This window comes from Arthrobacter sp. 10T425 (genome assembly GCF_056393985.1).
In genome coordinates this window covers 47,865-68,747 of sequence record NZ_JBFTGZ010000020.1, presented here as the reverse complement: position 1 = coordinate 68,747, position 20,883 = coordinate 47,865, and the positions used below count along the sequence as shown (strand labels likewise).

Annotated in this window: 12 protein-coding genes and 1 tRNA gene; 2 read left to right on the top strand and 11 right to left on the bottom strand. The window is 69.4% G+C overall.

The genetic code is table 11. The features are described from left to right. The 4 genes from AC1DDH_RS18985 to AC1DDH_RS18970 form a co-directional block, all read right to left on the bottom strand. The coding region (locus AC1DDH_RS18985) for a CBM96 family carbohydrate-binding protein (protein WP_476956067.1) at window positions 1-473 on the bottom strand (473 nt) is incomplete at its 3' end. A 202-nt stretch (window positions 474-675) separates the two neighbouring features. Further along, the gene (locus AC1DDH_RS18980; protein ID WP_018774250.1) at window positions 676-1,125 is read right to left on the bottom strand and encodes an RrF2 family transcriptional regulator; all 450 of its coding nucleotides are present in this window, start codon (window positions 1,123-1,125) and stop codon (window positions 676-678) included. Window positions 1,126-1,145: 20 nt separating this feature from the next. Continuing rightward, window positions 1,146-1,631, bottom strand: coding sequence for a hypothetical protein (locus AC1DDH_RS18975; protein WP_028278122.1), 486 nt, complete (start codon window positions 1,629-1,631; stop codon window positions 1,146-1,148). Between the two features lie 2 nt (window positions 1,632-1,633). Then, window positions 1,634-3,052 (bottom strand): phosphomannomutase/phosphoglucomutase, encoded by a 1,419-nt coding sequence (locus AC1DDH_RS18970; protein ID WP_223914399.1) that lies wholly within the window; start codon window positions 3,050-3,052, stop codon window positions 1,634-1,636. Between the two features lie 123 nt (window positions 3,053-3,175). Between AC1DDH_RS18970 and AC1DDH_RS18965 the strand changes: the two genes are divergently transcribed. Then, complete coding sequence (locus AC1DDH_RS18965) at window positions 3,176-5,356, top strand: RecQ family ATP-dependent DNA helicase (RefSeq protein ID WP_476947572.1); 2,181 nt, start codon at window positions 3,176-3,178, stop codon at window positions 5,354-5,356. Here AC1DDH_RS18965 and AC1DDH_RS18960 read toward each other — a convergent pair. The 4 genes from AC1DDH_RS18960 to AC1DDH_RS18945 all read right to left on the bottom strand — a co-directional run bounded on the left by AC1DDH_RS18960 (window position 5,301) and on the right by AC1DDH_RS18945 (window position 11,177). Beyond that, window positions 5,301-6,770: an MFS transporter gene (locus tag AC1DDH_RS18960; RefSeq protein WP_476956066.1), complete on the bottom strand. Its 1,470-nt coding sequence runs from the start codon at window positions 6,768-6,770 to the stop codon at window positions 5,301-5,303. The two genes, AC1DDH_RS18965 and AC1DDH_RS18960, sit on opposite strands and share 56 nt — an antisense overlap. A 73-nt stretch (window positions 6,771-6,843) precedes the next feature. Next, a complete protein-coding gene (locus AC1DDH_RS18955) occupies window positions 6,844-8,475 on the bottom strand; it encodes a phytoene desaturase family protein (RefSeq protein ID WP_476956065.1) in 1,632 nt (543 codons plus the stop codon). Between the two features lie 173 nt (window positions 8,476-8,648). Next, window positions 8,649-8,736: transfer RNA gene (locus AC1DDH_RS18950), tRNA-Ser, on the bottom strand. Window positions 8,737-8,882: 146 nt separating this feature from the next. Then, a complete protein-coding gene (locus AC1DDH_RS18945) occupies window positions 8,883-11,177 on the bottom strand; it encodes a prolyl oligopeptidase family serine peptidase (protein ID WP_476956064.1) in 2,295 nt (764 codons plus the stop codon). A gap of 83 nt (window positions 11,178-11,260) precedes the next feature. Between AC1DDH_RS18945 and AC1DDH_RS18940 the strand changes: the two genes are divergently transcribed. Continuing rightward, window positions 11,261-13,459, top strand: coding sequence for an FAD/NAD(P)-binding protein (locus AC1DDH_RS18940; RefSeq protein ID WP_476956063.1), 2,199 nt, complete (start codon window positions 11,261-11,263; stop codon window positions 13,457-13,459). 216 nt (window positions 13,460-13,675) lie between these two features. Here the strand turns inward: AC1DDH_RS18940 and AC1DDH_RS18935 are convergent, their stop codons facing one another. The 3 genes from AC1DDH_RS18935 to AC1DDH_RS18925 form a co-directional block, all read right to left on the bottom strand. Next, the gene (locus AC1DDH_RS18935; protein ID WP_476956062.1) at window positions 13,676-18,247 is read right to left on the bottom strand and encodes an ExeM/NucH family extracellular endonuclease; all 4,572 of its coding nucleotides are present in this window, start codon (window positions 18,245-18,247) and stop codon (window positions 13,676-13,678) included. A 374-nt stretch (window positions 18,248-18,621) separates the two neighbouring features. Continuing rightward, entirely contained in the window at window positions 18,622-19,425 is an 804-nt protein-coding gene (locus AC1DDH_RS18930) for a VOC family protein (protein WP_230009777.1), read from the bottom strand. A 125-nt stretch (window positions 19,426-19,550) separates the two neighbouring features. Then, window positions 19,551-20,810, bottom strand: a complete 1,260-nt coding sequence (locus AC1DDH_RS18925; RefSeq protein ID WP_476956061.1) for an MFS transporter — start codon at window positions 20,808-20,810, stop codon at window positions 19,551-19,553. Window positions 20,811-20,883 lie beyond the last annotated feature (73 nt).

Sequence of the window (20,883 nt, the reverse complement as noted above, 5' to 3'; positions counted from 1 at the left end):
GACCCGGTCCAGCCGGCCATCAGGCTGGTGTCCAGGGGAATGTCGTAGGCCGTGTTGGCGGCCGTGCCGCCGGGCAGGGACCCGAGGGTGGGCCCGGAAACCGCGGGGCGGTTGGCGTAGAGGGTGCCGGTCTCGGACCAGGAGTCGGCCGCTGAACGGACGTTGAGGGTGTTGCCGGAGCCGGCGGAGGCCAGGCTGGTGGTGCGGATGCGCAGGATCGCGCCGGTCAGTGTTTGTCCGGCCGGGGCTGCCGGGACCTGGAACCGGAGCACGGCCGTGGCGTCCGGTGAGCCGTAGACCGCCAGGGAACCGCTGGTGCCGAAGTCCGTCGTGGGCGCCGACGCGGAGGTGTAGGTATCCGCAACCGGCCCCACCGCCAGCACCGTCGGCGCCGCGTGGGCCGCTGGGACGGTCACCATCGAGAGAAGGAGCGCACCGGCACCGACGGTTGCAAGCCTGCGAATTCTCTTCATCAGTGGCCTTTCGCGTGGCCGGACGAAAAAGAGGCGCCCCGGCGGTAGTGACATCCTTGGGGTACTTTGTCATCTGACGCCGGTCCGGTGTCAATGCGTAGCCATACTTGGGATGCCGTGCCGTGGACCGAGTAGGAGGGTAATCCCGGACTTCTTCACCTTCCGTTATCGGAACCGCGGCGGAGGGCCAGCGGGGCGAGCATCAAAGTCCCGGGCGCAGCCCGATCGCCGCAAAGACGGGCGCCATCTGCCGGGAGGTCGGCAGCGACGCGATCACGATCCCGTCGAGTTCGCCATAGAAGGCTTCGCGGGCCCGGGCCAACGCGGCCCGGAGCCGGCATTCGGTGATGAGCGGGCACGTCCCGCCCGTGGCAATGCAGTCGGCCGGGTCCAGGCGGGTGTCGAGTTGCCGCAGCAGCTGGCCGACCGTTGCGGTCCGGCCGGCACTGCTCAGCCGGGATCCGCCGTTGCGGCCGCGTTCGACGTCGATCAGGCCCAGTGCGCGCAGCTTCGCCATCGCCTTGCTGACGTGGTTGTACGGCGTGCCGACAGCGTCGGCGATGCTCTGGGTGGTCAGGAGCCCGCCGTCCGGAGCGGCCGCGAGCACCAGCAAAGCGCGAAGGCTCACATCGGCGAACGCATTGATCTTCATATCCCCAGCCTAAGGGCGGTCTAGTCCACCCAGACGGCGGGCTCGTTGGTATCGGCGGCCAGCTGGCCGAACTCGAGTTCGTGCGTCCCGGCGTTCGCGGCGTAGGGCAGTACGGCGGCGAACAGGGAGCCGTCCTGGTGCTCTGCCGCGACGTGGATGGCGTCCGAGTCTTCCTCGAGCAGCGTGATGTCGCAGACGACGGCGGCGGCCCGGAACTCCTCCCGGTGCTGCCGGAGCAACTCGTGGAGGTCCCGGATCATGGCGTCCGCGTCGAAGTCGGCGTCCGATCCGTCGCTCGCGTCCGCGGGTGTCACGGCCACCAGCCGGACTTCGCCGTCGTTCTGCACCACCAGGGCGAAGGGCAGGAAGCCGCCGTTGCGTTCCAGCTGCTCCTGCGCGGCACCGACGCCGGTGCCGAGCAGGTTCTCCAGGTCCGTGGCGCTGGCGTCCGGGACGGACTCGCGCCAGGATCCGGTGTTGGCGGATTCTTCCGGGTGTACTGCCACCGCTAGCCCCGGACCAGCGCCAGGACGCGGTCGCGGACGCGTTCCATGGTGGCGGCGTCCGTGGCTTCAACGTTGAGGCGCAGGAACGGTTCGGTGTTGGACGGGCGCAGGTTGAACCAGTAGCTGCCGTCGGTGGCAATGAAGGTGCTGCCGTCGAGGTAGTCGACCTCGACGTCCTCGTCGTGGAAGTCCTCGCGGACCCGCTCGACCGCGGCGGCCTTGTCCTCGATTTCCGAGTTGATCTCGCCGGATGACCGGTACGGCTCGTATTCGCGGCCGAGTTCGGAGAGCGGGCCCTCCTGTTCGCCCAGGGCGGCGAGGACGTGCATGGCGGCCAGCATGCCGGTGTCCGCATTCCAGAAGTCGCGGAAGTAGAAGTGGGCCGAGTGTTCCCCGCCGAAGATGGCCCCTTCCGCGGCCATGACGGCCTTGATGAAGGAGTGCCCCACGCGGGTGCGGACGGGCCGGCCGCCGTGGCGTTCGACGAGTTCGGGCACCGCGCGGGAGGTCAGCAGGTTGTGGATGACGGTGGGCGTGTCTTCACCGAGGCCCTGGGCGCGGGCGATTTCGCGGCGGGCCACCATGCCGGTGATGGCCGACGGCGAGACAGGCTCGCCCTTCTCGTCGATCACGAAGCAGCGGTCGGCGTCGCCGTCGAAGGCCAGGCCGATGTCCGCGCCGTGTTCGACGACGGCGGCCTGCAGGTCGCGCAGGTTTTCCGGTTCCAGCGGGTTGGCCGGGTGGTTCGGGAAGGATCCGTCGAGCTCGAAGTACAGCGGCACGATCTCCAGCGGAAGCTTGGGCAGCAGGGCATCGCCAAGCACGGCCGGGGTGGTGAGGCCGGCCATGCCGTTGCCGGCATCCACCACAACCTTCAGCGGCCGGGAACCGCGCAGGTCCACCAGGGACCGCAGGTACTCCGCGTAGCCCTTGAGGACGTCCTGCACGCCAATCAGGCCAGTGCTGCCGGCCGCGGGGATGGCGCCGGCGTTGAGGTATTCCTCGGCGCGGGCCTGGATTTCCATGAGCCCGGTTTCGGAGGAGATCGGCACGGCGCCGGCCTTGGCCATCTTGATGCCGTTGTATTCGGCCGGGTTGTGGCTCGCGGTGAACGTGGCGCCGGCGGCGTTGAGGGCCCCGCACGCGTAGTAGAGCTCGTCGGTGGAGATCAGGTCCAGCAGCTGGACGTTGGCGCCGCGGGTGGCTGCGCCGTTCGCGAAGGCTTTGGCGAATTCGGGGGAGGAGGGGCGCATGTCCCCGCCCACCAGCACGGTCTGCCCTGTGAGTTCCAGGACGTCGACGAAGGCGGCACCGACGGCTTCGACGATCTCCGCGGTGATGGATTGCCCCACGATTCCGCGCACGTCGTAGGCCTTGAACGAGGTCGAGAGGTCAAAAGTCTTTGTCTTGTCCGTAGTCACGCGTCTTATCTTACGTTGCGGCCCTGACGCGCCGGCCTGTCCCCGCCCTTGTCTACACGCCGGATTGTGCACATAGCGGGTACCGGCTTCGTGGCTGTCGGAGGGGGCTGGGATACTGAAGCAATGGCCAGTAACCAGAACGCCCTTTCCAGCACGGCCCTAGCCGGCACCCCATCCTCGACCCGGGAACAGGCCCAGAATGTACTGCGGGAGCTCGTGGGCCATCCTGAAGCCGAGTTCCATGACGGCCAGTTCGAGGCCATTGAGGCCCTGGTCGACGGCGGCAGGCGGGCTCTGGTGGTGCAGCGCACCGGCTGGGGGAAGTCGGCCGTGTACTTTGTCGCCTCCCTGCTGTTGCGCCGCCGCGGCGCCGGGCCGACCCTGATCGTGTCCCCGCTCCTGGCCCTCATGCGGGACCAGGTCGCGGCCGCGGCGCGGGCCGGGGTGCGGGCGGTGGCGATCAACTCCGCAAACCAGCTGGACTGGGACACTGTCCGCGAGCAGCTCGCCGCCGATGAAGTGGACGTCCTGCTGGTCTCGCCGGAACGACTCACCAACCCGTCCTTCCGGGAAAACCAGCTGCCCGAGCTCGTCCGCCGGACCGGGCTGCTGGTGATTGACGAGGCCCACTGCATCTCGGACTGGGGCCACGACTTCCGCCCCGACTACCGGCGCATCGCTGACCTCATCACGCAGCTCCCGGACACCGTCCCGGTGCTCGCCACCACGGCCACGGCCAACTCCCGGGTGGTGCATGACATCGAGGAACAGCTCGGCAAGGACGTGCTCACCATCCGTGGCGCCCTGGGCCGGGATTCGCTCCGGCTCGGTGTCCTGACCCTGCCCGATTCCCGCGAACGCCTCGGCTGGCTGCTGACCCACCTGCAGGATCTGCAGGGCAGCGGCATCATCTACACCCTCACCGTGTCCGCCGCCGAGGACACCGCCCGCCTGCTGGCTGAGGCGGGGCACGAGGTCCTCGCCTACACCGGCCGCACGGACCCCGCGGACCGGGAACGGGCCGAGCAGCTCCTGAAGGACAACCAGGTCAAGGCGCTCGTGGCCACCTCCGCCCTCGGCATGGGTTTCGACAAGCCGGACCTCGGCTTCGTGGTGCACCTTGGCGCGCCGTCGTCGCCGGTGGCGTACTACCAGCAGGTGGGCCGCGCCGGCCGTGGCGCGGCGAACGCCGACGTCCTGCTGCTGCCGGGATCCGAGGACCGCGACATCTGGCAGTATTTCGCCACCGCATCCATGCCGTCGGAGGAGAAAGCTGCCGCGGTCCTGACGGCCCTCGCCGAGGCAGGCACGGCGGTGTCCACGGTGGCGCTCGAGGCCCGGGTGGACCTGCGCCGCACCCCGCTGGAGCTGCTGCTGAAAGTCCTGGCCGTGGACGGCGCCGTCGAACGCGTCGGCGGCGGCTGGCGTTCCACGGGACAACCCTGGAACTACGACGCCGAGCGGTACGGCCGGATCGCCGAGGCCCGGGTGGATGAACAGGACTCGATGGTCATCTATCAGGACACGGCCGGCTGCCGGATGGAATACATCACCTCGGTGCTGGACGACGAAACGGCCCGCGCCTGCGGCCGCTGTGACAACTGCGCGGGCCGCTGGTTCCGCGCCGACATCGCCGAGGACGCCACGGAGACCGCCGGGCAGACCCTGCGCCGGGCCGGCGTCGCCCTGGAACCGCGGCTGCAGTGGCCCAGCGGCATGGACCGCCTGGGCGTGCCGGTCAAGGGCAAGATCAAGCCGGATGAGGCCCTCGCGGACGGCCGGGTGCTGGCGCGCCTGACGGACCTTGGCTGGGGCGGGGCCCTGCGGGAGGCCTTCGCCGCCGGTGCGCCCGACCGGCCCGTGGACCCGGGCATGCTTCAGGCCTGCGTCCAGGTGCTCCGGGAGTGGGGCACCGGAGATGCCCGGACCGCTGGCTGGAGCGGGGCCGGCCGGCCTGCCGCGATCATCAGCCTGCCCTCCCGCGGGAAGCCGTTGCTGGTGGATTCCCTGGCCCGCGGGATCTCGGAGATTGGCCGCATCCCGTATCTGGGCCAGCTGCAGCTCAATCACGGCGGACCCACCGGCGGCCGCGGCGGGAACAGCGCCTACCGGCTCGCCGGCGTCTGGGACCGTTTGGTGGTGGGGCCGGAGCTGGAGGAGGCCCTGGCTGGAATCCGTGGCCAGAGCGTCATGCTGGTGGACGACCTCGTGGACAGCCGCTGGAGCCTGACCGTTTCCGGGCGGGCCCTCAGGCTCGCGGGCGCCGGCGCCGTTCTGCCGCTGGTGCTGGGCCAGGCCGGCTGACCTCAGCGCCGGCGTGGCGGGGGAGGGCCAGGCTGTCCAGGGTGCTCAGGAGCATCAAGACCGCGATGGCCAGGAACGCCGCCCGGTACGGCGCCGCCGGATCACCGGGGACCCCGGTGGATCCCGCGCGGTTGCCTGCCTCGAAGACCCGCAGCAGGAGCGCCCCGACCGCGATCCCGGCTGCGGTGGCGAGCTGCACGAGCGTCGCGGAGACGGCGTTGGCGGACGGCAGTTGGGCCGGGACGACGTCGGCGTACTGCACGGACGCGTACGCCGAGAATCCGATCGAGCGGAACGCCCCGCTGGCCACCAGCACCGCGACAATCAGCGGTTCCGGCGTGCCGGCGTCGAGCAGCGCGCACAGCGCAAAAGTGGCCGCGGAGGCCAGCGACGCGAACACCAGGACGGGCTTGAACCCGAAACGCCGGATCAGGGGCGTCGTGGCGGGCTTGATCCCGATGTTCCCCACGAACACGGCCGACACCATCGCCCCGGCGCGCAGCGGGTCCCAGCCGAAACCGACCTGGAACATCAGCGGCAGCAGGAACGGCACCGCGCTGATGGTCAGGCGGTACACAAAGCCTCCCGTCGCCGTCGCGCGGAACGTCCGCGTGCCGAAGACGGACAGATTGAACAGCGGCGTGCTGGTCCGCCGCATCCAGGCCGCGGCGGCGGCCAGGAACAGCAGGCCCGCAGCGATCCCCGCGGCCGCCAGCAGTCCGGCGTCCCGGCCGCCCATCAATTCCAGGCCGACCAGCAGGGATCCCACCCCGAGCGTGGTCAGGACCAGTCCGAGCCAGTCCAGGCGCCGCGTGCTGTCGCCGCGGACTGGGGGGACCAGGCGCAGCGCGGCCAGGAAGGCCGCCAAGCCCAGGGGGAGGTTGACCAGGAAGATCCAGTGCCAGGACAGGTAGGTCGTCAGGGCTCCGCCCACCAGCGGGGCGAGGACCGGGGCCAGCAGCCCGGGCCACACGAGGAAGGCCGTAGCCCGCAGCAGATCCTTCTTCGGGGTGCCGCGGAGCACCACCAGCGTGCCCACCGGGACCATCATGGCGCCGCCGGCACCCTGCAGGACACGGCTCAGCGTCAGCATGGTCAGGTCCTGGCTGAGCGCGCAGAGCAATGACGCGGCCGTGAAGATAGCGATGGCAAGACAGAACACCCGGCGGGCACCGAGCCGCTCCGCGAGCCAGCCGCTGAGCGGGATGCCCATCGCCACCGTCATCAGGTAGGCGGTCATGGTGATGTTCACGTCGGCGGCCGGCACCGCGAAATCGGCGGCGATACTGGGTATGGCGGTCGTCAGGACGGTCCCGTCGAGGAACTCCATGAAGAACGTCGCGGCCACCAGCAGGGCCAGCCGCGGGCTCCAGCTGCCCCCGGCCGGGTCCGGGCCGCGCGGGGAGGCGTTCATGCGCGTGTCTCCACGGTCCGGTTCACCCATAGCGCCGGCTCATCCATTGCACTGATTCACCCGTTGCACCGGTTCACCCATGGCGCAGGGGTGGTTCCGATTCCAGCACAGCCATGGCGGCGTTGTGTCCGCCGATCGCACTGACGGCGCCGCCGCGGCGGGCACCGGAGCCGCAGAGCAGGATCTGCGGATCATCCGTCGCCACGCCCCAGCGGCGCGCCGGGGTGTCCAGCGGTTCGCCGTCCTCCACGAACGGCCAGTCGAGGCCGCCGTGGAAGATATTGCCGCGGGGCATCCCGACGGCGCGTTCAATGTCCAGGGTGGTCTTGGTTTCAATGCAGGGCCGCCCGTCCGGATCCGTCATGAGCAGATCCTCGACGGGCTCAGCCAGGACGGAGTTCAGGGAGGCCAGGACGGCCGCCTGCAGTTCGGCGCGGCGGTCCTCGTTGTTCTCCGCCGTGACCAGCCGGTCCGGGACGTGCAGGCCGAAGACGGTCAGTGTCTGGGCGCCGGCGGCCTGCAGTTCCGGGGACAGGATGGTGGGGTCGGTCAGCGAGTGGCAGTAGATTTCGCACGGCAGCGGCGAGGGCACGGATCCGGCGGCGGCGGTGCTGTAGGCGGCGTCGAGCTGGGACCAGGTCTCGTTGATGTGAAACGTCCCGCCGAACGCGGCCTCGGGGCTGACGGATCCGTCCAGCAGCTCCGGGAGGCGTTTGAGCAGGAGGTTGACCTTGACCTGCGCACCCTCGCGCTGATGGTTCGGATTGGGGCCGGCGGCGGCGCCGGCTGACAGGTCGGCGGCAGGCCGGCCGCGCAGCCGGTCGAGGACCACCGGCGCCACATTGGACAACACCCACCGGGTGGAAGACGAATGGTCCCGCCCGCCGTGGCGGTAGTCCACGGCGCCGCCGGGCCGGACGGCGGTCACGTCCGCGGAGGTCAGGATGGTCGCGCCGGCGTCGCGCGCGGCCCGCTCCAGCTCGCCGGAGACCGCGCCCATGCCGCCGACCGGCACGTCCCAGTCCCCCGTCCCGCCGCCGATCAGGTGGTAGAGGAAGCAGATGTTTTGCTGCAGGTCCTCATCCTCAGCCCGGGCGAAGGTCCCGATCAGCGCATCCGTCAGGACCACACCGCGGACCAGGTCGCTGCCCAGCTCCCGGCTGATCGCCTGTCCGATGGGATGCTCGATCATGGCCTCCCACGCCGCGTCGGCCCCGGCCCGGGCGGCGAGGGCCCGCGCGTCGGACCGCGCCAGCAGCGGCGCGGTCATGGTGGGCCAGAGTGCCTCCGTGAGCTGCCGGCACGCGGCGTAGAACGCGGTGAAGGCGCCGAACTCGCCGTCGGGAGCGCCGACGGCGGCGAACGACGCGGCCGTGGCGGCCTCGTCCCCGTTGTCCACCAGCAGGGCCCGGCTGGCATCCGCGGGGTCCGGCGTGTAGGAGGAATAGCGCCGCCGCGCCAGGGTGACGCGCAGGCCGAGGTCGTCGATGATCTGCCGGGGCAGGAGGCTGACGAGGTACGAATAGCGCGAGAGGCGGGCGTCGACGCCGTCGAACGCGTGCGCGGATACCGCTGCGCCGCCGGCGTGTTCCAGCTTTTCCAGGACCAGGACGTCCCGCCCGGCCTTGGCCAGGTACGCGGCCGCGGCCAGTCCGTTGTGGCCGCCGCCGACGATGATGGCGTCAAATTCCGTGTTGCTCGACATGGGCCTATCCTGCCATCCGGATCCGCCGGCGGGCGTGAGGCGTCCGGCCACCGGACGGGCCGGGCAGGGGGGACGTGACTGCTGGGGGCAGACCAGCGCGACTGAACGACATCGATCCGCCCTGATCTGCCCGGGAACGCAAAAGGCCCCGGTCCGAGGACCGGGGCCAAACGCGGAGACGGGGGGATTTGAACCCCCGGTGGAGTTGTGCCCCACACTTCATTAGCAGTGAAGCCCATTCGGCCGCTCTGGCACGTCTCCAATTGCTAATAACTAGCCAACCAAGGATACGCAGAAGGTGCCACGCAGTGCAAAACGGCCGCTCCAGAGCAACGCGGGGTCAGATCCGGCCCATGCGGGGCCGCCGGATGGGCGCTAAGTGACCCCGCGTTGCTTGGGTGTGGGCCTTACGCCTCGGTGCCGGCGAGGGCCCGCCACAGGAAATGCTGGCTGCGGCTTTGCAGGGCCGCCGCCTGCCGGTTGTCCGAAGCCCCCGCGTGGCCGCCCTCGAGCGCCTCGTGGAACCAGACATTGGGGATGCCCATGGCCTGCATGCGGGCCGCCATCTTCCGGGCCTGGACCGGCCCCACCCGGTCATCCGAAGTCGCCGTCCAAATAAACGTCTCCGGGTAGTCCACGCCGTCCTTGAGCAGGTGGTACGGCGAAAACGTCTTCAGGAACTCCCACTGCTCGGGCACGTCGGGGTCGCCGTATTCGCCGATCCAGGAATAGCCCGCGGACAGTTTGGTGTACCGGCGCATGTCCAGGAGCGGGACCCCGCAGGACACGGCGCCAAACAGCTCCGGGTACTGGGTGAGCATGTTGCCCACCAGCAGTCCGCCGTTGGAGCCGCCCACGCAGCCGAGCCGCTGACGGGACGTGACGCCGCGGGAGATCAGGTCCTTCGCGACGGCGGCGAAGTCCTCGTACGCCCGGTGGCGGTTGCCCTGCAGCGCGGCGAGGTGCCAGTCCGGCCCGTACTCGCCGCCGCCGCGGATGTTCGCCACCACGTAGACGCCGCCGCGGCGGTGCGTGCCCTCGCCCTCTACGCCGCTGGACTCCGCGGTCCGCCGCTCCAGCCATGCCCGGCCGATCGCGCCGCTGTACGCCGGCGTCCGCGAAATCTCGAAGCCGCCATAGCCGGAAAGCTGGGTCGGGTTCTGGCCGTCCAGCACCAGGTCCTTGGCGGCCACCTGGAAGTACGGAACCATCGTGCCGTCGCTGGAGGCCGCGAAGTGCTGCTGGACCTCGTAGCCCGCCTCGTCGAAGAATGACGGGGAGGTCCGGATCACCTCGTGCGTGCTGGTCACGCCTTCGGCAGCCCCGCAGTCACTGTCGCGGGCGAGTGTCCCGCGGGTCAGGGTGGTCGGCGTCGTGAAGCCGGTGGCCACCAGCCAGAAGTCGTTCCCTGCGCCCGGCGCCTCGCCTTCGGCGACCGAGGCGGCGCCGCCGGTACCGTCGTCGTCCGAGCCTTCGGCGTCGTCTTCGTCATCCACCGCGAAGGCATTGACGTCGTGCAGGGGCGGGCAGGCGTCCAGCACGGTGGCGGCCCACGCGGCGTTCGTACCGGGGCGCCGCGGATCCAGGACGTGGATCTCCGAGGACACGTCCCGGAGCAGGTTCAGCAGCAGGAAGTCCCGCGTCCAGCTCCAGGACTGCAGGGAGGTGTGCGGATCGGGGGTGAAGAGCACGGCGAGGTCCCGGGAGCCGGCGAGGAAGTCCTCGAAGCCGGCCGCGAGCAGGGAGCCCGCCGGGTGGGTGGTGCCGTTGACGGTCCAGTCACGCTGCGGGCGGAACAGCAGCCATTCACGGTGCGAGCTCAGGTTCACGTCCGCCGGCACGTCGATCTGCACCCACGCACCATCGCGCAGCACCGAGGTGTTCTTCTCGAAAAAGCTGATCCAGTCGACGGCAAACGTGCGTTCGAAGCCCGGCGTGGAGTCGTGGGCCACGATCGCCATCATGTGGTCCTCGGGAATGTCGAACAGCTGCTCGGCCTGGGCCAGGGACTCGCCGCGGCGCAGCTTCACCCCGGTGCGGGCATAGGACGAGGTGGTCCGCGGCAGATCGTGGGCGGTGGTGGCGACCAGCAGGGTGTCCCCGTCCAGCCAGGAGGCGTTGCCTTTGCCGGTCGGGAGGTCGAAGCCGCCGTCGGCCGGGTCCACGAAGCCGCGGGCCTCGACGTCGAACTCCCGGTGGCGGTTGGCGTCCCCGCCGTCGGGGGAGAACGCCAGCAGGGCCCGCCGGTGGGGTTCACCCGGGGCCGGGCGGAGGAAGTTGGCGCCGTGGAAGACCCAGTCCTGGTTCTCGGCGGCGGCGAGGGCGTCGACATCCAGCAGGACATCCCACTCGGGGGTCCCGGCCCGGTAGCTGTCCCAGCTGGTGCGCCGCCACAGGCCCCGGGGGTTGTCCCGGTCCTTCCAGAAGTTGTAGTACCACTCGCCGTGCTTGCCCACCATGGGGATCCGGTCGGTGGAGTCGAGGACCTCCAGGATCCGGCCTTCCAGATCGGCGTAGTCGGCGTCCTCGAGGAGCTCCTCGGTGCGGGCGTTCTGTTCACGGACCCACGCCAGCTGCTCCTGGCCGTAGATGTCCTCCAGCCAGATGTTTTCGTCGACGGGTTCGGGGGAAGTCCCTCCAGCAGGGAGGGCGCCGGTGGCCTCGCCGGACGCGGACGGGTGGTCAGCTTCTGTGGTGGTCATTTTCCCATCCAAGAACATCGGTGCGGCAGTGGCAAGTCACACCGAGGTCAAGCCGGCGGCCGGTTGCCGATACGCTGGATGCCGTGGGCATATCTCGAAGCATCCGGACGGCAGTGATAGGCGCCGGTCCCCGGGGCACGAGCGTGCTGGAACGGCTCCTCGCCAACTGGGCCTCCGCCGGCTCCGCGGGCACCCTGCACATCGACGTGGTGGACCCTTATCCGGCGGGCCCGGGGCACGTCTGGCAGCCCGGACAGTCGCGGCTGTACCTGATGAACACGCAGTCCTTCTATCCCACCGTGGTCCCCGAAGACCCGGAACTCGTGCCGCCCCTGGCCGGGCGCACATTCGACCAGTGGCGCGAACTCCAGCAGGCCCACCCGCACCCTTCGCTCACTGACGACGAACGTGCCGAGCTCTCACGGCTCGGCGAGGCGGACTTCCCCAGCCGGGCCCTTTACGGCCGTTACCTGCGGTCCACCCTCGAGGAACTGCTCACCGTGCTGCCGGCCGGCGTCAGCGTGGACTTCCACGCGGCGAGGGCGACGTCCGTCCGCCACGCCGCCGCGGAGGCCGCCGCGGCGCCGGGCCCGGACCTGGCCGCCTCCGGGCCGGCCGGCGCGAGGGACGCTGCGGTGCGGTTCGACGTCGTGCTCGACGACGGCACCGTACTTACCGTCGACTCTGTGGTGCTGGCCGTGGGCCACCTCGACGCGCGGTTGAACCCTGAACAGCGGGAGCTGCTTTCCGCGGCGGAGGAACTCGGTCTCCTGTACGTGCCGCCGGCGGCGCCCGCCGACGTCGACTGGTCCCGGGTGCCGGGAGGCAAACCTGTCCTGGTGCGCGGCATGGGCCTGAACTTCTTTGACGTGATGGGACAGCTGACGGAAGGGCGCGGCGGCCGGTTCGTTGCCGGAGAGGGCAACGCTGAACTGACGTATCTGCCGTCCGGCCGCGAACCGCTCATCATTGCCGCCTCACGCCGCGGCACCCCCTACCGGGCGAAGGCGACACTCACCGGCTACTACCCCGGAACGGTCCGGCTGCGCTACTGCACTGAGGGCGCGATCGCGAAGTTCGCCGACTCCGGAATCCGGCCCTCCTTCGACTACGACCTCTGGCCGCTCCTGCACCGGGACGCGGTCTGGGCCTACTACTCCACGCTCGCGCGCTCGCAGCCCGATGCCATCCTGACCGGCCCGGCCGAGTTCCTGCGCGCCCTGGACGAGTCTTTGCGGCCGCACGCTCACTCGACCGTCAAATGGGAGCACACGGCGGAATCGGTGATTGCCGTCCATGTCCGGGCATCCCACCGCCTGGACCTGCTCGGCCTCGCGGCGCCCCTGGCCGGGCGCTCGTTTGACTCCAGAGCCGAACTGGACGCCGCCGTCGTCGACTACCTGCTCGACGACGCCCGGCGCTCGGCCCTTGGTGAGGACGATCCGGTGAAGATGGCGATCGGCGCGCTGCACCACGGCCGGGCCGTGCTCAAGACCGCTGTGGCCGATAGCGGCATCACGGACGAATCCTGGGTCGCGGGCCTCCGGGGCTGGTTCGAATCATTCGTGGAAGGCCTGGCGAGCGGTCCGCCGGCGCTGCGCTCCGCGCAGCTCGCGGCACTGGCCCGGGCGGGAATCGTGCGCTTCGTGGGCCCTGACCCCAAGTTCGGCGTGGACCGGCGGGCCCGGATGTTCACCGCGGCGTCACCATGGGTGGGCGGCGGAATGGATGAAAGCGCCGACGGCGGGGCGGAAGGTGCCGCGATGGAGCCTGCCGGCATCGGTGGTGCTGCCGGGGGCGGTGCTGGGGTCCGCGGTTTTGTGGGCAGTGCCGGCGTGATCGGTGCTGCATCAGGGACGGCGCACGCGGGTGCGATAAGGGACCGGACGGAGAACGCTGTGTCCGGTTTTGGGGCGGGGGCTGTGTCAGCGGCGGCGATGATCGAGGCGCTGGCCCCGGCCAACCGGGTGGCCGTTAACTCTTCGCCCTTGGTGGAGCAGTTGCTCGCCGAGGGGCTGGTGCGGCCGCGCCTCATGATGAGCGTGGAGGGGACCCCGGTGCAGACTTCCGGGCTGGACGTCGTCCCGCACCCGTACCGGCCGCTGGGTGCCAACGGGTCCGTGACACCGGGGCTTTACGTGCTCGGGCTTCAGCTCTCCGCCACGCAATGGGGCACGGCCATCGCCGCCGAGGCCCGGCCGAAGTCGGGCCCGGTCTACCGCAGCGGCCAGCGCACCCTGCGCGACGCCGACGAGATCGCCCGCGACATCCTGGCTCCGTAGCCCGTAGCCCGTAGCCCGTAGCCCGTAGCCCGTAGCCCGTAGCCCGCGGCTCAGGAGCCGCTCAAAAGTGGACATGTCCTCCGGCGCGCCTGCCTCCAAGAATGGACAAGCCCTCCCCTGAGGCCGGGCAGTGGACAGTTGGTGCTTATGTCCAGTGCTGCGGGCCAGGGGAGGGCATGTGCCGTGGTGGGGGACCAGGAAGTCCGGGCTAAGGCATCAGCCCTTGAGGCACTTCCGGTAGGCGGCCATGGCTGTCCCGTAGTTCACCTGGCCCACGAGATCCCCTGGCCTGGTCGGCTTGACCGGCGGCGTGCACTTCGGCGGGACGGGGACGCTGGCCGCGACCTTCACCGCCGTTTTCACCACAGTGCCGGATTCGACGGCGGTAAGCACCAGGGTGCCCGTGCCGGCGGCGGCGCCAGCGGGAACCAATACGCTCACGTTGGCGGCGCCGGCGGTCACCGGTACCGTACCCAGGGCCGTCACGGTGCCCGCAGCGTCCGTGAACTCGGCGCGCAGCGAGGCATTCACCGGGCTGCCCAGCGAGGTGAGGTCCAGCTTCGAAACCGCCAGTGTGATGGATTCGCCGCCCTTGACCTCGGCCGCCGTCGTGTTCACGACAGCCACGGAGCGGCGGGCGAAGTCCGGCGAGACCGGGTTGTGGGCCTGCAGGTACTTGATCCAGGCGTCGCGGTCCACGAGCCCGGAGTCCTTGGTGCCCGCGCCTTCCTTGAAGATGCGGAAGTTGTCGCCGCCCGTGGCCAGGAAATTGAACGTCCCGATCCGGTAGGACTTCGCCGGGTCGAGAAGTGCACCGTTGACCCGGATCGAGGTGATCCGGTCACCGGCGGCGCGGGCGGCGTCGTAGGTGTAGTTCACGTTCTTGGACAGGCCCAGCTGTTGGTACGCACGGCTGGGAACCGTGCCGTCCGGGTTGGTCTGCCACTGCTGCTCCAGCAGGGTCTTGAACTGCGAACCGGTCAGGGACGTGGTCCACAGATTGTTCACGAACGGCAGCACCGCGTTGGCCTCGGCGTACGTGATCGTGCCGTCGGGCGCGTAGTACAGCTCGTTGCGCAGGCCGCCCGGGTTGACGACGCCGATTTCGGCGGCGCCGAGGTCCGGCGCCTTCAGCGCATCCACCAGGGAGTCCGCCACCAGGTTGCCGAGCGTGGACTCGCTGCTCCGGTCATCGCGCACAGCCGGGGAACCGGCGAACGCCGTCGTGATGTCCGCCGTGACCTTGCCGGCAGGCTGGTTGCCGACCACCGCGGCGTCGGCCAGGGCCTTGTCCACGATTGCCTTGACGGCCGCGACGCGCGGGTACTGCGCCACAAGATCGGCTGCCGGCTGCGCGGCGCTGGTGGTGCGCTGGACGTTGCCGGCCTTGTACCCGGTCACCGACATGGTCCTGGTGTCGATGGTCAGCTGGATCTGGCCGATGAACTCGCCGTAGTTTCCGGTCTGGACGATCGGGCGGGTCTTGCCCGTGGGCTGGCCCGCCGCGTCCAGGACCGGGGCGTCCCACGCGTACTGCTTGTGGGTGTGGCCGTTGAAGATCGCCGCCACATCCGGGGTGACCTTCTGGACCATCTTGGCGAAGGGGCCGCCGGCGGCGATTTCCTGCTCCAAAGTGGCGCCGTCGGGCGCGCCCGACCCGGCGCCGTCGTGGTTCTCCACGATGATGACGTCGGCGAGCTTGCCCGCCTTGATCTTCGCCGCGACCCGGTTGATCGCGTCGACGGGGTCACCGAACTCAAGGTCCGCGATGCCTGACGGCGTGACCAGGGACGGCACCTCCTGCGTAACCGTGCCGATCACGGCGACCTTCACGCCGTTCATGTCCAGGACCGTGTATTCCGGCAGGACCGGGGTGGTGGTGCCTTTGGCGTAGACGTTGGCGCCCAGGTACGGGAACTCGGCGTTGGTCCCGCTGGCGGTGACGCGGTCGCGCAGGTCAGCCCAGCCGCCGTCGAACTCGTGGTTGCCCACCGCGGAGGTGCGCAGGTCCAGGGCGTTCAGCACGTCGATGGTCGGCTGGTCCTTGGCGATCGCCGAGGCGAACAGCGAGGCGCCGATGTTGTCGCCGGCCGAGATGAACGCGGTGGCGCCCGGGGCGGCAGCGGCGCGCAGCTTCTCGATGGTCCCGGCGAAGAACACGGTGTTGGAATCGATGCGGCCATGGAAATCGTTGATGCCCAGGAAGTTCAGCTCAACACTTGCCGGGGTGACGGGCAAGTTCAGGCCCACCACCACGGGATCGTGGTCGCTGGCGCGGAACTGGTCCGGAGCGTAGTAGTCGGTGACGTTGTTGTTGTAGCGGCTGTACTCCAGCGCCACGGATTCCACGGAGTTGATGTTCCAGATGTCCGCGCCGGTGACAGCGGCGTTGGCCGCCGGGGAGGCGAGGATGTGGTCCAGCGAGCCCACGAGGCCGCCGAACAGGTAGGAGTGCTTGGCGGACCCGTCGGCGTTCTTGGCCTTCTCATCCTGGTTGACGTACCCGGCGCCCGTGAGGACGTTGAGCGGATCCTCCTTGGCGTAGGAGTTGAAGTCACCGATCAGGAAGACCTTGTCCGTGCCCTTGGACTTCTGCAGTTCGTCGGCGAACGCCAGCAGGGACTTGGCCTGGGCGGTGCGCGCCAGGTTCGAGGCGCCCTGGCCCTTGTCGGTGTCATCCGGCGTCGCGGCGGAGCCCTTGGACTTGAAGTGGTTGGCGATCGCGATGAACTTCTTGTCATCGGCGGCGCCGACCGGCTTGAAGACCTGGGCCATCGGCTTGCGGGCGCTGGCGAACGCGACCGTGTCGTTGTGGATGATGGATTCGCCGACCGGTTCGGCGGCGGCCAACTTGTAGATGAACGCGGTGCGGATCATGTCCTCGTCCGCCAGCGGGGGTGCGTTGGCGGGCGTACGGACGTAGTCCCAGATCCCCGGCGTGGCGACGTTCAGGGCATCCACCAGCTTGGCGAGGGCGTCGTCCCGGGTCTTGCCGAACTGGGCCGAGTTCTCGACCTCCATGAGCGTGACGACGTCGGCCCCGGACTTGGAGATCGCCGCGACGATCTTGTCCTGCTGCCGCTTGAAGTTCTCCGCGTTCGCCGCGCCGCGGACGTCGCAGCCGCCCTTGACCGTGATCGGGTTGCCGTCCCGGTCCGGGTAGAACGTGCAGCCGGAGACCTGGTCGCCGGTGGTGGGGAAGTAATTCAGCACGTTGAAGGAGGCAAGCTTGAGGTTGCCGCCAACCGCCGCCGGGGTGGCCGCGCGGGTGGCGCCGAAGCTGGCCGGCTGGACGGTGTCCGCGTTGGCGGCCGTCAGCTGGGTCAGGGGCTGGAACTTCCAGGCATTGTTCGCGTAGCTGAGCACCACGTTGGTTTTGAACGCCACCGGCGCGCCGACCCGGACGTGATCGGCCGTGGTCAGGTACGGGAGCACCTGGGCCTTCGTGGCGGCGTCCTTGAGGAAGTTCGTGGTGGCGCCGTCGTCGAGCTTGATGCCGCGGGCGGCATTCGCCGCGACCGTGGCGGTGTACTCCGCAGAACCGAACGGCGCGACGGCGGTGGGCTGCGCCAGCGCGGTGGTGCCGCCGGCCAGGCCGATCTCGCCGTACTGGTTCAGCGAGAAGTTGTCCGCCACCGTGACGGGGCCCTGCGGGGTGAGCAGCATGCCTTCGAGGGACTCACGGAAGGCCTCGTCGGCGGGCAGGGCGAAGCCGGTGGCCTTGACCTCGGGTGCGGCCTCGGTGAGCTTCTTCAGATCGGCCGCCGCGGCGACGTTCAGCTGGGTCATGCCGAAGAATTCGCTGACTGCGCCGGTGAGCTCGACGTAGTCGCCGATCCTGACGGCGTCGACTGTGGACGGCGAGTAGACGAACACCGCGTCCGACGCCGCGTGGTTGGCCGGCGTGAGATCGCCGCCTGTGCCGGGGGTCTGGACGTAGTAGCCGGCGAAGCCGCCGGTGGGGAACGTGGCAGTGACCCTGCCGCGGGTGGTGACCGAGGATCCTGCCAGCGGGCTTGCGGTGCCGTTGCCCTGGATTTCGGCAATGGTCTTGGCGGCCGGAGGCGTGCCCGGCCCCGGGTCCACGGGTGGATCCACGGGCGGGTCCACGGGGCCGGCAACGCCACTGGCCGCCGTCGGTGTGATGGCTGCGTTCAGTGCGAAGTCGGCGGCGTTGTTGTTGGTGTCCCCGCCGTTGCTGCGGTTCATGCTCTTGACGTCGGTGTTTCCCGACGGCGCCGCGGCCGCCTGGGCCTCGAAGGTGTTCGAGGTGCCGTAGCCGAGGAGGTCCGCGACGTTGGCCGGTTCGATGACCGAGCCTGTCGGCAGCGGGTTGAGTGCTGTGGCCTGTTTGGCCAGCACGATCGTGCCGCCGCCACCGGCCGGGTTGAAACCGGTGGCGGTGGCGTCGGCGGCCGGCAGGTCGGTGCCGGCCGTGCCGTTGCTGCCGCCCTTGAGCAGGTAGTAGCCCTTGGCGGGAATGCTGCCCGCCAGGGCTGCCACCGAGCTCGGCGCACCGGTGCCCGGGGCTGAGCGGTACTGGAGACTCCAGCCCTCCAGTGAGACCGGTGCGTCGGAGCCGTTGTACAGCTCGACAAACTTGTTCTTGAAGGCCGCGCCGGAGCTGCCGCCGCTGAGATAGGCCTCGTTGATGACCACCGGCGAGGTTCCGGTTGCTGCCGGCAACGGTTCGGTGGCGTTAGCCGGCACGGCCGCCGCCAGTGGAGCTGCTATCAGCGCCGCCGACAGTGCTGAGCCCAGCGCTGTTTTCCAGGGTGTTATTTTCATCCGCTCTAACTCTCATTAGGGTGCCCCGGGTAAAGGGCAGGGTGCAGTGCGTCCGCAGGGTGCAGCGGACAGTGGCCGGCCAGAACTCCTGGTCAAGTCGTGCCGGGCCCATCCAAACAGGGGTGAATGAACAACGTATGGACTAAACGTGCATTCGGCGGGACGCCCCCCAGCGGGACGCGCCGCAGCCTTCCCGGAGCGGCTCGAAAGCCCCGGGCGATGGTGACTGGTGATACGGGTGAGCGGTGTCCGGGTGCCTCCACCGGACGCTCCACAGCAGAATACCGGCCAGTAGCCCTCGGGGAAGGCTCTGGCCGGTATTTCCTACAACAATTTTTGTAATTAGGTGGGAAGAGCTCTGGTGTCCTGGCCGGTTAGGCGTCCGTGGCGGACTGCCCGCCCTGTCCGGTGTCAGCCACGATCTTGAACATCGCGCCCGTGGGGTCGGTCAGTGTGGCGAGCCTGCCGAACGGGGTGTTGTCCGGCCCGTCGATGACCTTGGCGCCGAGGGACACTGCCGTCTCGATGGAGGCGTCGGCGTCTTCCACGGCGAAGTAAACCTGCCAGTTGGACGGGACCTCGGCGGGAAGGTAGGCAGACGCGTCCATGATCCCGGCCTTGGCCGCCGGGCCCGCGCCCAGGGTGGTGTAGCGGAACTCCGGGGTGTCGCTCATGACGTCGGTGTCCCAGCCGAACACGTCCTGGTAGAACTTGACGGCGGCGGCGTAGTCCTTGGCGTGGAGCTCGTGCCACGCCGGGGCGCCGGGCTCGGCCGCCAGTTCATAGCCCTTCATCTCAGCCGGCTGCCACACGCCGACCGACGCGCCCGTGGCGTCGGCGATCATCGCCATGCTGCCCTGTTCGGGGACGTCCATGGGCGGCATGTAGACCTGGCCGCCGTGTTCCGTTGCCGCCTTGACGGTGGCGGCGGCGTCCTCCGAGCGCAGGTACGTGGACCACATGTCCGGCCACGCGGCCTGATCCTCCTGCTTCTGCATCAGGCCGGCGACGGACTTGCCGTCCTTCCAGGCGGTGATGTAGCCGCCGTATTTTGCTTCGTCGCCGGTCTGGTACGTCCAACCGAACAGCGCACCGTAGAACGACTTGGCCTTCTCGGCATCGGATGTCATGAGGTCGATCCAACATGGTGCGCCGTTGGAGTGCTCGGGTGTGGGCATGGAGGCTCCTGCTCTCTGTGGCGGCCGTTGACGTGCGGCCGCCGGACTCTGGTTTGTGTGGAGATCGGGTGGTGGAGACACAGAGAGACTATGACGGGGCACGGACAGTTTCAATGCATAGCCAGTCAGAGCCGGCGCGGGAATGCCGAGCGTCGGCCGTACAGGGTGAGCAGCAGGGCGGTGATGCCGAGGGCGATCATGACGACCGGGAGCACCAGCCCGTCGAATGGGGTCAGGAGAAGCGCGCCGAGAATGCCCGCGCCGAAGATAGCCAGGTTGAAGGCGACCGGGAGGAATGCATTGGCGACGTCGGCGTTGTCGCCTCCGGCGGTGGTGAGTGGTCCCTGGACCTGGGCTGATGCGCCGCCGAAGGTGAGGCCCCAGAGCGCGGCGGCGATCAGGATGGCCATTGCCGATGCATGTCCGATCAGCAGAATGAGTCCGGAAGCGACGAACACGGTGACGCTGAGGTGAAGGAGGGGCCACGGGTGGCGGTCCAGCAGCGCACCGGTGACGGCGACCCCGACGACGGACGCGATGCCGTAGACCAGCAGGACCAGGCTGGCGGAGAGGCCGGTGCCGGTGGCCCGGAGGTAGGGGGCGATGTAGGTGTAGATGGTGCTGTGGGCGAGCATCCAGGCGACGGTGACGGCCAGGATGACGGCGACGCCGGGGATCTTGAACACCCGGCCCAGGGGGAGCCGTGACGCCCGCGGTTGGCCGGCGGCGTCGGGGACGCATCCCAGGACCAGCGCAGCCACGATGCCCCCGAGGACGGACAGGGCACCGAAGGACCAGCGCCAATCGAAAGCTGTTCCGATCCAGGCGCCGAGTGGGGTGCCGAACGCGAATCCGAGGGGCGCCCCGGTGGACACGATGGCCAAGGACAACCCTGCGTGCCGGGGCGGGCTGATGCGGCGCCCGTAAGCGGCGAGCATTCCCCAGATGATTCCCGAGAACGCGCCCGCAAAGAATCGTGACACGAGTGACAACGTCACATCAGGTGAGACTGCGGTGACCGTGGTGGCAAGCACGAGACCGGCGATACCGCCGAGCAGCAGCGGCTTTCGTCGCATGCCACGCGTCAGCATGATCGCGGGGATGGTGACGACGACCGTTCCGAGGGCGTACGCGCTGACCAGCAGACCCACCGTACCTTCGCCGGTGTGGAGGCCGGCGGCAATGACAGGAAGCAGGCCGGCGGGCATCGTCTCGGTGGCGACGAGGATAAATCCCATGGCGGCCAGGACCACGAGTGCGGTCAGGGGCAGTCTTTGCTGTGCGTTGTCTTCTTGTTCTCTGTTTTCTTGTGCGCTGCCCTCTGGTGTGGCGTCGACCAAGGCACTGGCTTCCTGTGCCGGTGTTCGGGTGGGGGCGGTCGTCATGCGGGTCCTTTCATGGGTGGCGGTAATGCCTCAGCGTTGGGGTTGGTCACGCGTGGCTGCCTAGCCACCGGAA